This is a genomic window from Blastococcus sp. SYSU DS0533, from assembly GCF_054050775.1.
Map to the genome: position 1 here is coordinate 324,809 of NZ_JBJGZZ010000002.1, position 14,083 is coordinate 338,891.

General features: G+C 74.7%; 14 protein-coding genes. 12 read left to right on the forward strand and 2 right to left on the reverse strand.

The annotated features are described in order from the left end of the window. The first annotated feature begins 88 nt into the window (after nt 1-88). The 4 genes from prcB to pafA are packed head-to-tail and all read left to right on the forward strand — an operon-like array spanning nt 89 to nt 3,602. Nucleotides 89-946 carry a proteasome subunit beta gene (gene prcB / locus ACI79W_RS04640; protein ID WP_456560900.1) on the forward strand — a complete coding sequence of 286 codons (858 nt, stop codon included), beginning with the start codon at nt 89-91 and terminating at the stop codon, nt 944-946. Between the two features lie 3 nt (nt 947-949). After that, nucleotides 950-1,813 (forward strand): proteasome subunit alpha, encoded by an 864-nt coding sequence (prcA, locus tag ACI79W_RS04645; RefSeq protein ID WP_456560901.1) that lies wholly within the window; start codon nt 950-952, stop codon nt 1,811-1,813. A 27-nt stretch (nt 1,814-1,840) separates the two neighbouring features. Continuing rightward, entirely contained in the window at nt 1,841-2,188 is a 348-nt protein-coding gene (locus ACI79W_RS04650; RefSeq protein WP_456560902.1) for a hypothetical protein, read from the forward strand. Between the two features lie 55 nt (nt 2,189-2,243). Then, a complete protein-coding gene (pafA, locus tag ACI79W_RS04655; protein ID WP_456560903.1) occupies nt 2,244-3,602 on the forward strand; it encodes a Pup--protein ligase in 1,359 nt (452 codons plus the stop codon). A gap of 172 nt (nt 3,603-3,774) precedes the next feature. On the opposite strand, the gene ACI79W_RS04660 is transcribed toward pafA, so the two are convergent. Beyond that, nucleotides 3,775-4,875: a DUF3866 family protein gene (locus ACI79W_RS04660; protein ID WP_456560904.1), complete on the reverse strand. Its 1,101-nt coding sequence runs from the start codon at nt 4,873-4,875 to the stop codon at nt 3,775-3,777. Between the two features lie 76 nt (nt 4,876-4,951). Here ACI79W_RS04660 and ACI79W_RS04665 point away from each other — a divergent pair, with 76 nt between their 5' ends. The 8 genes from ACI79W_RS04665 (at nt 4,952) to ACI79W_RS04700 (ending at nt 13,091) form a co-directional block, all read left to right on the forward strand. Continuing rightward, on the forward strand, nt 4,952-5,932 hold the full coding sequence (locus ACI79W_RS04665; RefSeq protein WP_456560905.1) for a helix-turn-helix transcriptional regulator: 981 nt from the start codon (nt 4,952-4,954) through the stop codon (nt 5,930-5,932). After that, nucleotides 5,929-6,912 carry a helix-turn-helix transcriptional regulator gene (locus ACI79W_RS04670; RefSeq protein WP_456560906.1) on the forward strand — a complete coding sequence of 328 codons (984 nt, stop codon included), beginning with the start codon at nt 5,929-5,931 and terminating at the stop codon, nt 6,910-6,912. Before ACI79W_RS04665 ends, ACI79W_RS04670 begins: the two co-directional genes overlap by 4 nt. A 9-nt stretch (nt 6,913-6,921) precedes the next feature. Next, nucleotides 6,922-7,128 (forward strand): hypothetical protein, encoded by a 207-nt coding sequence (locus ACI79W_RS04675; protein ID WP_456560907.1) that lies wholly within the window; start codon nt 6,922-6,924, stop codon nt 7,126-7,128. 112 nt (nt 7,129-7,240) lie between these two features. After that, on the forward strand, nt 7,241-7,570 hold the full coding sequence (gene tatA / locus ACI79W_RS04680; RefSeq protein WP_456560908.1) for a Sec-independent protein translocase subunit TatA: 330 nt from the start codon (nt 7,241-7,243) through the stop codon (nt 7,568-7,570). Nucleotides 7,571-7,657: 87 nt separating this feature from the next. Further along, the gene (tatC, locus tag ACI79W_RS04685; RefSeq protein ID WP_456560909.1) at nt 7,658-8,530 is read left to right on the forward strand and encodes a twin-arginine translocase subunit TatC; all 873 of its coding nucleotides are present in this window, start codon (nt 7,658-7,660) and stop codon (nt 8,528-8,530) included. 5 nt (nt 8,531-8,535) lie between these two features. Then, nucleotides 8,536-9,432 carry a diacylglycerol/lipid kinase family protein gene (locus ACI79W_RS04690; RefSeq protein ID WP_456560910.1) on the forward strand — a complete coding sequence of 299 codons (897 nt, stop codon included), beginning with the start codon at nt 8,536-8,538 and terminating at the stop codon, nt 9,430-9,432. Nucleotides 9,433-9,563: 131 nt separating this feature from the next. After that, nucleotides 9,564-12,416: a DEAD/DEAH box helicase gene (locus ACI79W_RS04695; protein WP_456560911.1), complete on the forward strand. Its 2,853-nt coding sequence runs from the start codon at nt 9,564-9,566 to the stop codon at nt 12,414-12,416. Nucleotides 12,417-12,512: 96 nt separating this feature from the next. After that, entirely contained in the window at nt 12,513-13,091 is a 579-nt protein-coding gene (locus ACI79W_RS04700; RefSeq protein WP_456560912.1) for a DUF4333 domain-containing protein, read from the forward strand. A gap of 18 nt (nt 13,092-13,109) precedes the next feature. Here the strand turns inward: ACI79W_RS04700 and ACI79W_RS04705 are convergent, their stop codons facing one another. Then, nucleotides 13,110-14,027 (reverse strand): 5'-3' exonuclease, encoded by a 918-nt coding sequence (locus tag ACI79W_RS04705; protein WP_456560950.1) that lies wholly within the window; start codon nt 14,025-14,027, stop codon nt 13,110-13,112. Nucleotides 14,028-14,083 lie beyond the last annotated feature (56 nt).

Here is a 14,083-nt window from a genome sequence, read left to right on the forward strand (position 1 = left end):
ACGTCCGGGACCGCGTCCGAGCAGCACGGCGCGGCGCCCCGGCAGGCTGCGGTGCACGCCGGCGGATGCAGGCGGGAGAGGCGGATGGGTGAACGAGTCGTCAGCTGGCCGGAGCGGGTTCCCGCCCGCGTACCTGGACCGGGTGGGCTCCTCGTTCACCGACTTCCTGGCCGCCTCGGCGCCCGACCTGCTGCCCGGCCGGCGCCCGGTGCCGCAGCTGCCCGTGGGTGACATCGCCCCGCACGGCACCACGATCGTCGCCGCCACCTACGAGGGCGGCGTCCTCATGGGCGGCGACCGCCGCGCCACCATGGGCAACCTGATCTCCAGCCGCGACATCGAGAAGGTCTACCCGGCGGACTCCTACAGCGTCATCGGCATCGCCGGCGCCGCGGGCATCGCCATCGAGATGGTGAAGCTCTACCAGGTGGAGCTCGAGCACTACGAGAAGATCGAGGGCCTCACCCTCTCCCTCGACGGCAAGGCCAACCGGCTCGCCCAGATGATCCGCGGCAACCTCGGCGCGGCCTTGCAGGGCCTGGCGGTCGTCCCGCTGTTCGCCGGTTACGACCTCGACGCCGCGCCGGGCGAGCTCCCGGGCCGCATCTTCAGCTACGACGTCACCGGTGGGAACTACGAGGAGCGCGGCTACTCGGCCGTCGGCTCCGGCTCGCTGTTCGCCCGCAACAGCCTCAAGAAGACCTGGCGCCAGGGGCTGGACGCCGCAGCTGCCACCCGAACCGTGGTCGAGGCCCTCTACGACGCCGCCGACGACGACTCGGCCACCGGCGGCCCGGACCCGGTGAGACGGCTCTACCCGATCGTCTACCGGGTGGACGCCGAGGGCGCGATCCGGCTGACCGACGCCGAGGTCGCCGCCGTCGCCGACGCCATCGTCTCCGAGCGCACCGCCGCCGAGCGCCAGAACACGACGCGGGAGGCCTGAGCCATGACCATGCCGTACTACGCCTCCGCCGAGCAGGTCATGCGCGACCGCTCGGAGTACGCCCGCAAGGGCATCTCCCGCGGCCGCAGCGTCGCCGTCCTCACCTACGCCGACGGCGTCCTCTTCATCGCCGAGAACCCCAGCTCCACGCTGCACAAGGTCGGCGAGATCTACGACCGCATCGGCTTCGCCGCGGTGGGCCGCTACAGCGAGTTCGAGAGCCTGCGCGTCGCCGGTGTCCGCCTCGCCGACGTGCGCGGCTACTCCTACAACCGCCGGGACGTCACCGGCCGGGTCATCGCCAATGCCTACGCCCAGACCCTCGGCGCCATCTTCACCGAGCAGATGAAGCCCTACGAGGTCGAGCTCTGCGTCGCCGAGGTGGGGGAGACGCCCGCGAGCGACCAGCTGTACCGGCTCACCTTCGACGGCTCCGTCGTCGACGAGCCCGACTTCGTCGTGATGGGTGGGCAGGCCGACGCCGTCAGCTCCCACCTCCGCGAGGACTTCCACCCCGGCATGGGCCTGGCCGATGCGCTCCGGGTCGGCGTCGACGCGCTGTCGGCGGTCAGCCCGGCCACCGCCGGGGCTGGTGACGGCGGCCCCGCACGGCTGACCGCGCAGCAGCTGGAGGTCGCCGTCCTGGACCGCCGGCGGCCCAAGCGGGCCTTCCGCCGGGTCGTCGGTACCGCGCTGCACAGCCTGCTCGGCGACGGTCAGACCGGGGAGACGGAGACGCCGTCCTCGGGCCACGTGCCCAGCCACCCCGCTCCGGGCACGCCCGCCGGCCTCGGCGACCCGGCCGCGCCCGACACCGCCGGCGGCACCACCGACACCGGCGAGGGGCACCCGCAGACCGACGGGTGATGGCTGTCGGCGGGTAGGGAGGCGGGCATGCCCACCTACGACCTGAACGACGACGCCTTCTCCCGGGCGAAGAAGCTGATCGACGACGGCGACTACGACGACCGGACCGAGTGGTCCGACGCCGCACCGTCCGCCGACGACGGCAACGCCGAGATCGAGACCCACGGCTGGAAGGGGTACGCCGCCTGGCACCTCGCCGTCGACCCGGACGCCGGCGAGGAGACCAAGAAGCGCTACCACTTCCCCTACGGCGACTTCTCGAAGGTCAACCGCGCGGCCCTCATCCACGGCAAGCAGCGGGCGTCGCAGAACGGGCACGACGAGATCGAGCGGGCGTTCGACGAGCTGCTGCAGCGGCTGGACGCGAAGCGGTAGCGCGCTCGCGGTCCGGCGGCGGGCCGGTGTCGCTCCCGGCGCCTAGTCTCGAACCGTGGAGCGACGGATCTTCGGGATCGAGACCGAGTACGGCGTCACGTGCACCTTCAAGGGGCAGCGGCGGCTCTCGCCGGACGAGGTCGCCCGGTACCTGTTCCGGCGGGTCGTGTCGTGGGGGCGCAGCTCCAACGTCTTCCTGCGCAACGGGTCCCGGCTCTACCTGGACGTCGGCAGCCACCCGGAGTACGCCACCGCGGAGTGCGACGACCTCGGCGAGCTCGTCGTCCACGACAAGGCGGGGGAGCGCATCCTCGAGGGCCTGCTGGTCGACGCCGAGCAGCGCCTGGCCGAGGAGGGCGTGACCGGTGACATCTACCTGTTCAAGAACAACACCGACTCCGCCGGCAACAGCTACGGCTGCCACGAGAACTACCTCGTCGGCCGGCACGGCGAGTTCGGCCGGCTCGCCGACGTCCTGATCCCGTTCCTGGTCAGCCGGCAGATCGTCGTCGGCGCCGGCAAGGTGCTGCAGACCCCGCGCGGCGCCCTCTACTGCGTCAGCCAGCGCGCCGAGCACATCTGGGAGGGCGTCTCCAGCGCCACCACCCGGTCCCGGCCGATCATCAACACCCGCGACGAGCCGCACGCCGACGCCGAGCGCTACCGCCGGCTGCACGTCATCGTCGGCGACTCGAACATGAGCGAGACGACGACGCTGCTCAAGGTCACCATGACCGACCTGGTGCTCCGGATGATCGAGGCGGGCACCCCCATCCGCGACATGACGCTGGAGAACCCGATCCGGGCGATCCGCGAGATCAGCCACGACATGACCGGGCGCCGGAAGGTGCGGCTGGCCGGGGGCCGCGAGATGTCGGCGCTGGAGATCCAGTCGGAGTACCACAGCCGGGCCACCGAGTTCGCCGACCGCGAGGGGTGCACCCCCGTGCACCGGCAGATGCTGGAGCTGTGGGGGCGGGTGCTCAAGGCCGTCGACAGCGAGGACCTGAGCCTGATCGACCGCGAGATCGACTGGGCCATCAAGTACAGCCTGCTCGAGCGCTACCGCGCCAAGCGCGACCTCGCGCTGTCCTCCCCGCGCATCGCCCAGATGGACCTGGCCTACCACGACATCAGCCGCACCCGCGGCCTGTACTACCTGCTCGAGCGCAACGGCCAGGTCGAGCGGGTGGCCCACGAGCCCCGCGTCTTCGAGGCCAAGAGCGTGCCGCCGCAGACCACCCGCGCCCGTCTCCGCGGCGAGTTCATCCGCAAGGCCCAGGAGAAGCGGCGCGACTTCACCGTCGACTGGGTGCATCTGAAGCTCAACGACCAGGCCCAGCGCACCGTGCTGTGCAAGGACCCGTTCAAGTCCGTCGACGAGCGGGTCGAGAAGCTCATCGCCAGCATGTGACCTGGCGTGCCGAGTGGACCCGGAGGGTCCGGGGAAGCGCGACAGGGAGACGCCCCTGCGAGGGGCGTGTCGCGGAGCGGGGGCCGGAGGCCCCCCAGCGCGGCGCGTCGGCTGGCTCGACGCAGCAGGGGTGCGGCTCCTGGCCGCGGTGCCGGCCGCAGGCCGGCAGGTGTCATGGCACCTGCAGGGCGGCGTAGCGGCCTGCCGCCGCGGCCGCGAGGAAGTAGGCGCGTTCCTCGGGGTAGCCGCGGCCCATGGTGCTCAGCGGCACGGGCGACAGCCCCAGCGCCGTCTCCAGCCCGTCGGTGTCCACCCAGACGACGGTGTTGCGCTCGGGCTGGCTGGCGAGGTCCTCGTCGACCTGCCCGCCGAGCTCGGAGGAGAGCCCGCGGGGCGCCACGAGCGTCACCCCGCCCAGCGCCACCCGCCCGAAAGCGGTGAGCGAGTGGTGCGAGACCCCGCGGTGCCGCGGCCGGGGGTCCGCGTCGGAGATCCGCAGCGCCCCGACGGGCACGCCGCCCAGCACGCTGACGGCGTTGCACGCCTCACCGGCGGCCACGCCCGAGAAGCCCCACGGCGTCCCCGTGCCGAGGTTCCCGGGCCCCTGGGTGACGATCGCCAGGTCCGCCCCCAGCACGTGCCTTGCGGCGAGCAGCCCGGTGTGCAGGGTCACCGCCTCCAGGTCCCCGCCGAAGGCCTGGCCCACGGTGACCACGCCGACGAGGGAGCTCTTCAGCGCGCCCACCGTGCGGGAGAACGCCGCGGGCAGCGCGCCGCCGTCGGTCATCACGTACGCGACCTTCAGATCGGGGTCGGTGGCGAGCATCCCGATCAGGATCGCCGGGAGCGCCGAGTGCAGGTCGGCCACGACCACCGGCATCCCGCCGAGGTCCTCGGCGCCGGCGATCGTCCCGTGGTGCTCCGTCTCCTGCTCGTCCACGCCCTGCACCATCACCTGCAGCGGGGTGTACCGGGCCTTCACCAGGTGCCCGGGCCCCTCCGGGTCCGGCGGCAGCCGGTCGGGGACGGCGACCACGAGCGCGTACCCGCCGGTGCCCAGCCCCTGCGCCAGCGCCGTCGTGTTCAGCAGGACGTCGTCGCCCACCTCGGGCACGCCCACCAGCGAGGGGTAGGCCAGCGCTCGGAGCTCGCCCTCGCCGGCCACCTCGGCGGTCAGCTCCAGCGCGTCCCGCCAGGAACGGCCGGTCGCGGTGACCCGCCCGCGCCGCCAGCGGATCCGGGACGCGGGCGCGGGGGGAGCAGCACTGGTCATACCCGCAGGCTATCCAGGGGGCCGGCGCACGGCCGGGCGGCGGCGGGCCCGCAGCGGGCTGACTAGCCTGAGGGCCATGGCGGCCAAGCGGGCGGAACGACTGGTCAACCTGGTCATCGCGCTGCTGAGCACCAGGCAGTACGTGACGGCGGCGCGCATCCGCGCCACCGTGCCGGGCTACGAGGCCGACGACGGCACGGACCGGGCCGACGAGGCGTTCAAGCGCATGTTCGAGCGCGACAAGGCCGAGCTGCGCGAGATGGGCGTGCCCCTGGAGACCGGTCGCACCAGCGTCTTCGACACCGAGGACGGCTACCGCATCGCCCGGGCGGACTACGAGCTCCCCGAGATCCATCTGACCGGCGAGGAAGCGGCCGCCGTCGGCCTGGCGCTGCGCCTGTGGGAGTCCGCGCAGCTGGCCGGCGCCGCGCAGAGCGCCCTGGTCAAGCTCCGCGCCGCCGGGGTCGACGTCGACTCCTCCCGCTCCCTGCCGATCAAGCCCCGGCTGGACCGCGGCGAGGCGGCCTTCGAGCCCTGCTACGCCGCGGCCCGCGACCGGCGCCGCCTGCAGTTCGACTACCGGCGCCCCGACGAGGACACCGCCGTCCGCCGCGACGTGCAGCCCTGGGGGGTCGTCGCCTGGCACGGCCGCTGGTACCTGGTCGGGCGGGACCTCGACCGGCAGGCGCCCCGGGTGTTCCGGCTCTCGCGCGTCGTCGGCACACCCAAGGCCGTGGGGCCGGCCGGGGCGTTCGAACCGCCGGCCGACCTCGACCTCACCGAGGTCGTCGCCGGGCAGCAGGGGCAGGGGGAGGAGCACCTGGTCGTGGTGCGGGCGCGGCCCGGCACCGCCGTGGGGCTGCGCCGGCACGCGGCCTCGCTCGGGCCGGGTGACGACGGGGACGACCGGCTGCAGCTGCGCACCACCGAGCCGTGGGCGCTGGCCGACCAGATCGCCGCCTACGGCGCCGACGTCGTCGTCGAGGCCCCCACCTCGGTGCGGGACGCCGTCGTGGCCCGGCTGACCCGTCTCGCCGCGCTCGAGGTGCCCGCGTGACCGCGGGCGGCACCGCCGACCGGATGACCCGGCTGCTGGCGCTCGTCCCGTACCTGACCGCCCGCCCCGAGGGCGTGCCGCTGGCCGAGGCCGCCCGCGACTTCGGCGTCCCCGAGCGGCAGCTGCAACGCGACCTCGAGCTGCTCTGGATGTGCGGGCTGCCCGGCTACGGCCCGGGCGACCTGATCGACGTCGCGTTCGAGGGCGATCGCGTGCGCGTCACGTTCGACGCCGGGATGGTGCGGCCGCTGCGGCTGACCACCGACGAGGCCGTCGCACTCGTCGTGGCGCTGCGCACGCTGCTGGAGCTGCCGGGCCTGGCCGAGCGCGACGCGGTGAGCCGGGCGCTGGCGAAGGTCTCGGCGGCGACCGGTGACGCCGCTGCGCGGATCGCGCCGCTGGCCGTGAGCGTCGACGCGCGGGAGGAGACGCTGGCGCTCGCCCGCCGGGCCCTCCAGGACGGACGGGCGGTGCACCTGCACTACTACGTGCCGGCCCGGGACGAACGCACCGAGCGCACCGTGGACCCGATGCAGCTGCTGTACGTCGACGGGCACTGGTACCTGGAGGCCTGGTGCCGCCGGGCCGAGGGCGTCCGGCTGTTCCGGCTGGACCGGGTCGACGACGCCACGGTGCTGGACGAGCCGGCCGCCGCACCGCCCCAGGCCACCAGCCGCAGCATCGACGACGGCCTCTACCAGCCCGGTCCCGACACCCCCGCAGTCCGGCTGCGGCTGGCCCGCAGCGCCCGGTGGGTCGCCGACTACTACCCGACGGAGGACGTGACCCCCGTCGACGACCCGCCCGGGGGCCTGGCCGTCACGGTCCGCACCGCGGACCTGGCCTGGGCGCGGCGGCTGGTCGCCATGCTCGGCGGCAGCGCGGTGGTGGAGGAGCCGGCGGAGATCGGGGCGCAGGTCGCGGCCGAGGCCCGGGCCGCCCTGGCCCGGTACGGGATCGTGCCGGGCGACGCGGGCTAGGGTGCGGCCGTGGTGTTCTGGATCGTCCTCGGCGTCGTCGTGCTCCTGGCGTTCGTCGTTCTCGGGCTGCTCGTGCACGGGGTGCTCGGGGCCGTCGGCCGGCTGGCGCGAGAGCTGACCGCGGCCGAGGCCGACGTCGCGCCGGTGCGCGCCGGGCTCCAGGACTCCGCCGACCGGGCCGCGCGGCTGCGCGACGCCCGGGCGTCGGCGGGCTGAACGGCCGGCGAACACGGCTCCGGGTGGCCGATGTTCCGCGCGCAGCCCTCTGGGAATCGGCGATCGGCGGCGTAGCATCGCCCCAGCACCCACACCTTACGGAGGACGCGCCATGGCCGGACTCGGCCCACTGGAGATCGGCCTGATCATCCTGGCCATCCTGCTGCTCTTCGGCTACAAGAAGCTGCCCGACGCCTCGCGCTCGCTCGGCCGTTCGCTGCGCATCTTCAAGGGCGAGATGAAGGGCATGAAGGACGACGACGTCCGCACCAAGGACGCCGCGCGCACCACGCCGGTGCGCGGGGAGATCGTCTCGCCCGCGTCGCCGGCCTCGGACGACCCGGCCGCGCGGCTGCAGGAGGAGGCCCGGCAGGCCGAGCTCCGGGCCGCGGAGCTGCGGGCGCAGGCCGAGCAGGCACGCGCCGCCGACCGCACCCGCTGACCGCACCGCACCCGGGGGACGGCGGTGAGCGAGGCGACCCGTGGCGCGCGGCGGCGTCGACGGCAACCCCGTGACGCACAGGCCACGATGAGCCTGATCGCGCACCTGACCGAGCTGCGCAACCGCATCCTCAAGGCGGGGCTCGCCGTCCTGGTGGCCACCGCCATCGCCTTCTGGTGGTACGGCCACGGCCTCGGCGAGTTCATCCGCGCCCCGTACTGCGGGCTGCCCGAGGAGCTCCGCTACGGCGGCGACGACGCCGGCGGCTGCGGCTTGCTCATCACGAACGTCTTCGGCGGCGTCTTCATCCGCCTCAAGGTGGCGTTCCTGGCCGGGGTGGTCCTCTCCGCCCCGTTCTGGCTGTACCAGCTGTGGGCGTTCGTCACCCCGGGCCTCAAGCGCAACGAGAAGCGCTACGGCGTCGGCTTCGTCGCCGTCTCCTCGACGTTGTTCGCGCTCGGCGCCGTGCTGGCCTACGTCTCGCTGTCGGCGGGCCTGGAGCTGCTGCTGAGCCTGGCCGGCGACGGCGTGGTCGTGGCGCTCACCGCGCAGGACTACATCGGCTTCGTGCTGTCGTTGCTGGTCGCGTTCGGCGTCAGCTTCGAGGTACCGCTCATCGCCGTCGCCCTGAACCTGGTGGGGGTGCTCAGCTACGAGGTGCTGTCGAAGAGCCGCCGGTGGATCTTCTTCCTCACCATCGTCTTCGCCGCCTTCGTCACGCCCACGCAGGACCCGTTCACGATGCTCCTCATGGCCGGGCCGATGATCGTGCTGTTCGAGCTGGCCATCCAGCTCGCCCGCATCGTCGACCGGCGCCGGGCCCGCCGCGCCGCCGCCGAGCACTTCCACGACCTGGACGACGACGCCGCCTCCCCGCTGGACGCCGCGCCCTCGCGGCTGGACGCCACCCCCTCGCAGCTGGACGAGCCGGTCGAACGCACGCCGTCGGCCCGCAGCTGACGGCGGTGGAGGCCGCGGTCCTGGTCAGCCCTGCCGCCGGGCGGGGACGCGCCCGCACGGTGGCCGGGGCCGTCCTCGGCGCCCTCCTCGAGGCCGGCGTGACTCCGCGCGTGCTCGACGCGACCACCCGGCCCGACGCCGAGCGCCAGGCCGCGGACGCGATCGCGGGCGGCGCCGGCGCGGTGGTCGCGGTGGGTGGGGACGGCGCTGCGCACGCCGCGTTGCAGGTGGTCGCGGGGACGGCGATCCCGCTGGCCGTCATCCCCGCCGGCACGGGCAACGACCTGGCCCTGGCGCTCGGGGTGCCGCCCGACCCGGTGGCGGCCGCGCGTGCGGCCGCCGGCGACCTGCTGGCCGGCCGCACCGCGACGCTCGACGCCGGCCGCACCGCCGGGCGCTGGTGGGCGACCGTGCTGTGCTGCGGCTTCGACTCGGCCGTCACCGACCGCGCCAACCGGCTGCGCTGGCCCCGGGGCCGTCGGCGCTACGACCTCGCCGTCCTCGCCGAGCTGGCCCGACTGCGCCCCTACGAGGTGACGCTGACGCTGGACGGCGTCGCCCGCACGCTGCCCGCGACGATGGTCGCCGTCGGCAACACCGCCTGGTACGGCGGCGGTCTGCGGATGTGCCCGGGAGCCGACTGCGCCGACGGGCAGTTCGACGTCACGGTGGTGGGGCCGGTGTCCCGGCGCGAGCTGGTGCGCACCCGGCCGCGGCTGGCCGACGGCACCCACGTCGAGCACCCCGCCGTCACGGTGCACCGGGCGGCCCGTGTGGAGTTGTCCTGCGCCGGGGTCAGCACATACGCCGACGGCGAGCTCGTCGCGCCGCTGCCCGCCCTCACCGAGTGCGTCCCCGGTGCGTTCACCGTGGTCGGCAGCGGCCGCGCCACGATCAGCTGACGTGATCGTGCAGCGTCCTCCCTCACGGTGGGCGGTGAGGGAGGACGCTCGATGATCAGGAAGGCCGATCGTGGCGAGCGGTCCTGGGATCGTGACGAGCCGTCGCGGGGGCGCGCGCCTAACGTGGAGGCATGTCCAGCCCCGCTGAGCGGTACGCCGCTGCCCGGCGGCGGACCTCCCACCCGACGCTGGCCGACTTCACCGCCGAGCTCGGCTTCTCCCTGGATCCATTCCAGGTCGAGGCCTGCGAGGCGCTGGAGGACGGCTCCGGCGTCCTGGTCTGCGCGCCGACCGGCGCCGGCAAGACCGTGGTGGGCGAGTTCGCCGTGCACAAGGCTCTCGCCGAGGGGCGCAAGGCCTTCTACACGACGCCGATCAAGGCGTTGTCGAACCAGAAGTACAACGACCTGGTCGAGCGCTACGGCGCCGACCGCGTCGGCCTGCTGACCGGCGACAACGCCGTCAACGGCGACGCCCCGGTGGTCGTGATGACCACCGAGGTGCTGCGCAACATGCTCTACGCGGAGTCCCCGGCGATCGGCGGCCTGGGCTACGTGGTGATGGACGAGGTGCACTACCTCGCCGACCGGTTCCGCGGCGCGGTGTGGGAAGAGGTCATCATCCACCTGCCGCAGTCGGTCACCCTCGTCTCCCTGTCGGCGACGGTGAGCAACGCCGAGGAGTTCGGCGACTGGCTGGTGACGGTGCGCGGCCACACGAAGGTCGTGGTGAGCGAGGTCCGGCCGATCCCGCTCTGGCAGCACATGCTGGTCGGCAACCGGGTGTTCGACCTGTTCTCCCTGCGCCCGGCGGCCCACGCCGGGGAGCAGGGGGAGGGGCCCCGGCCGCTGTCCACGCGGGAGCGCGGGGCCTCCGTCGTCGACCCGGAGCTGGTGCGCTACGTGCGCGAGCACGAGCGGCGGCTGGACACCTGGGGCGGCAACGGCCGCCGGGAGGGCCACCACCGACCCCGGTACCGGCCTCCGGCGCGGTCCGACGTCGTGGAGCGCCTCGACCGGGCGGGGCTGCTGCCGGCGATCACCTTCGTGTTCAGCCGCAACGGCTGCGACGCCGCGGTGCACCAGTGCCTGCTGAGCGGGCTGCGGCTCACCGACGAGGCCGAGCGCGCCGAGATCGCGCAGATCATCGAGGAGCGCACCGGCTCCCTGCCGGAGGAGGACCTGCACGTCCTCGGCTTCTGGGAGTGGCGCGAGGGGCTGCTCGCCGGCCTGGCCGCCCACCACGCGGGCCTGGTCCCGGCGTTCAAGGAGACCGTCGAGGAGTGCTTCGTCCGCGGCCTGGTCAAGGCCGTCTTCGCCACCGAGACGCTCGCCCTCGGCATCAACATGCCGGCGCGTTCCGTCGTCCTCGAGCGGCTGGTGAAGTGGAACGGCGAGGCGCACGTCGACGTCACGCCGGGGGAGTACACCCAGCTCACCGGCCGGGCCGGGCGGCGCGGCATCGACGTGGAGGGGCACGCCGTCGTCGTCTGGGCACCCGGCATGGACCCCAGCGTCGTCGCCGGGCTGGCCAGCACCCGCACCTACCCGCTCCGCTCCTCCTTCCGGCCCAGCTACAACATGGCGGTCAACCTGGTCAGCTCGTTCGGCCGGGCCCGGGCGCGGGAGCTCCTCGCCAGCTCCTTCGCGCAGTTCCAGGCCGACCGCTCGGTCGTCGGGCTGGCCCGGGCAGCGGCCCGCCACGAGCGGGACGCCGAGCGGTTCGCCGCCGAGATGCACTCCGACCGGGGCGACGTCGGCGCCTACGCGCAGCTGCGGCGGGAGATCTCCGAGCGGGAAAAGGAGCTCTCCCGCGACTCGCAGGCCAAGCGCCGGATGGAGGCAGCGGACGCGCTGGCCGCGCTGCGGCCCGGCGACGTCATCCGCGTGCCGACGGGCCGGCGCCAGGGGCTGGCCGTCGTGCTCGACCCCGGCATCACCGACCTGGCCGACCCGCGGCCGCTGGTGCTGACCGAGGACAAGTGGGCGGGCCGGCTGGGCTCGGTGGACTTCCCCACGCCGGTGCAGGCCCTGGCGCGGGTGAAGGTGCCCAAGAACTTCAACCACCGCAGCCCGCACGCGCGCCGCGACCTCGCCTCCACCCTGCGCAACGCCCGGGTGGAGCACGACCTGGGAGCGCGCCGGGTGAAGAAGGGCCGCTCCGCGGCAGCGGACGACCCGGTGCTGGCCGACCTGCGGCAGGCGCTGCGGCACCACCCGGTCCACCAGCTGCCCGACCGCGAGGAGCGGGTGCGGGTGGCCGAGCGCTGGCTGCGCGCGGTGCACGAGGCCGAATCGCTGCAGCGCACGATGGCCGAGCGCACCGGCTCGCTCACCCGGCAGTTCGACCGGACCTGCGACGTCCTCGAGGAGCTGGGCTACCTGGTGCCCCAGGCGGCACCGCTGGTGCCCGCGGACACCGAGGTGGTCGGCGCACTGGGGGACGTCGGGCGGGCGGGGGAGGACAGGGTGACCGACGACGGCCGTCGGCTGGCCCGCATCTGGTCGGAGGCGGACCTGCTCGTCGCCGAGTGCCTGCGCGCCGGCGTGTGGCGGGGCCTGGACCCGGCGGAGCTCGCGGCGGCGGTCTCCACGCTCGTCTTCGAGGCGCGGCGCGACATGCCCGGGCTCCCTGCGGTGCCCGCGGGAAAGGTCGGTGCCGCCATCGGGGCGATGCGCGGCATCCGCTCCCGGCTGCAGGACGTCGAGCTCGACCACGGGGTGCCCGCAGGCCGCGACCTGGACCTGGGGTTCGCCTGGGCGGCGTACCGCTGGGCCGACGGGCAGAGCCTGGACCGGGTGCTGGCCGGCGCCGAGCAGGCCGGCACGGAGCTCTCCGGCGGCGACTTCGTCCGCTGGGCACGGCAGCTGCTGGACCTCCTCGACCAGCTCGGCAAGGTCGCCGACGAGCCGGTGGCGCGCACGGCGCGGGCCGCCGTGGACCGGGTGCGGCGCGGGGTGGTCGCCGTCGCCGTGGGCGGCTGACCCCGGCGCACCGCGGTCGCGTCGCCGGTCGGTGCGCCCGCCGGTGCGGCAGAATCCGATCGGCCCCGCGGGGCACCCACCGACCCGGGAGCGACGATGACCCAGCCGCCCTACGGCGACCGGCCGCAGGAGGGGCCCGGGCCCTCCGGTCGACCCCCGTACGGCCCGCCGCCGCATCAACAGGGCTGGCAGCCCCCGTGCGGACAGCCGGCGCAGCCCGGCGGGCACCCGCCCTACGGCGGCTTCTCGCCGCAGGCGACGCGTCCCGTCCCGTACCCGGCGCCCGCGCCGCACGGGGGGCCGGGCCACGGGGTCCCGGACACGCCCCGTCCCGGCTACGGCCCCCCGGCGCCTCGACCCTCCGGGGGCCGCCGTCGTACCGGGTCGCTCCTGCTGCTCGCCGCCGTCGCGCTCGCGGTGGTCGCCGGGGTGGCGCTCCTGGCGACGACGACCGGGCCGACGGTCCTCTCCCGCTCGGCCGTCGAACGTGACGTGGCCGCGCAGTTCGAGCAGCGCGAGGGCGTCGCCGTGACGCTGGACTGCGACCAGGAGATGCACGTGGAGCCGGGCGCCACCTACGAGTGCAGCGGTGTCACGGCCGACGAGGAGGAGGTCACCCTCCGGATCGAGATCACCGATGCCGACGAGGCCCGCTACACCTGGAGCGAGCCCTGACCGGTGCCTGACCCGCGCTCAGCCCAGCGCGTCGGCCGGCCAGCCCAGGGCGGCAGCGAGGCGCCCGAGCGAGGACTGCAGCCCGTGCCGCTCGGCGAGCGCGGCCAGCGCCGCCGGGTCGGCGGGGGAGCGCGGGAGCGCCCCCTCCACGGCCGGCAGGTCGACGTCCCTCGCCACGGCGACCACCACCGGGGCGGCGTCGAGGTAGTCCGCGGCCGCGTGCAGCTTCCTCAGCACCGCCGCGGTCAGCGGCGGCGACGGGACGACGGTGCGCGCCACGGCCGCCCGGATGCCGGGCAGGTCGCCGAACTCACCGATCAGCGCCGCCGCTGTCTTGGCCCCCACGCCCGCCACCCCCGGCAGCCCGTCGCTGGGGTCGCCCCGCAGCACCGCGAAGTCCGCGTACGCCCGGCCGGGGATGCCGTACTTCGCGGCCACGGCGGCCTCGTCCACGTACTCCAGGTCGGAGATGCCGCGCGCGGTGTAGAGGACGCGCACCCCGCGCGCGTCGTCCACGAGCTGGAACAGGTCGCGGTCACCGGTGACGACGTCGACCGGGCCGCGAGCCCGGGTGGCGAGGGTGCCGATCACGTCGTCCGCCTCGTAACCGGGGGCGCCCACGCGGGCGATCCCCGCCGCGGCCAGCACCTCGACCAGCACCGGCACCTGGGGGCCGAGCTCGTCGGGAGTCTCCTCTCCGCCGTCGGGCGCCAGGCGGTGCGCCTTGTAGGACGGCAGCGCCGCCACCCGGAACGCCGGCCGCCAGTCGTCGTCCCAGCACGCGACCAGCCGGTCCGGGCGGTGGGCGGTGACCAGCCGCGCCGTCATGTCCAGGAAGCCGCGGACGGCGTTGATCGGCCGCCCGTCGGGCGTGGTGACGCTCGTGGGGACGCCGTAGAAGGCCCGGAAGTACAGCGACGCGGCGTCCAGCAGCATCGTGGTCACGCCCGGGCACCTCCGGCGCCGGGTGCCGTCGTCCGCTGGTCCGTCGT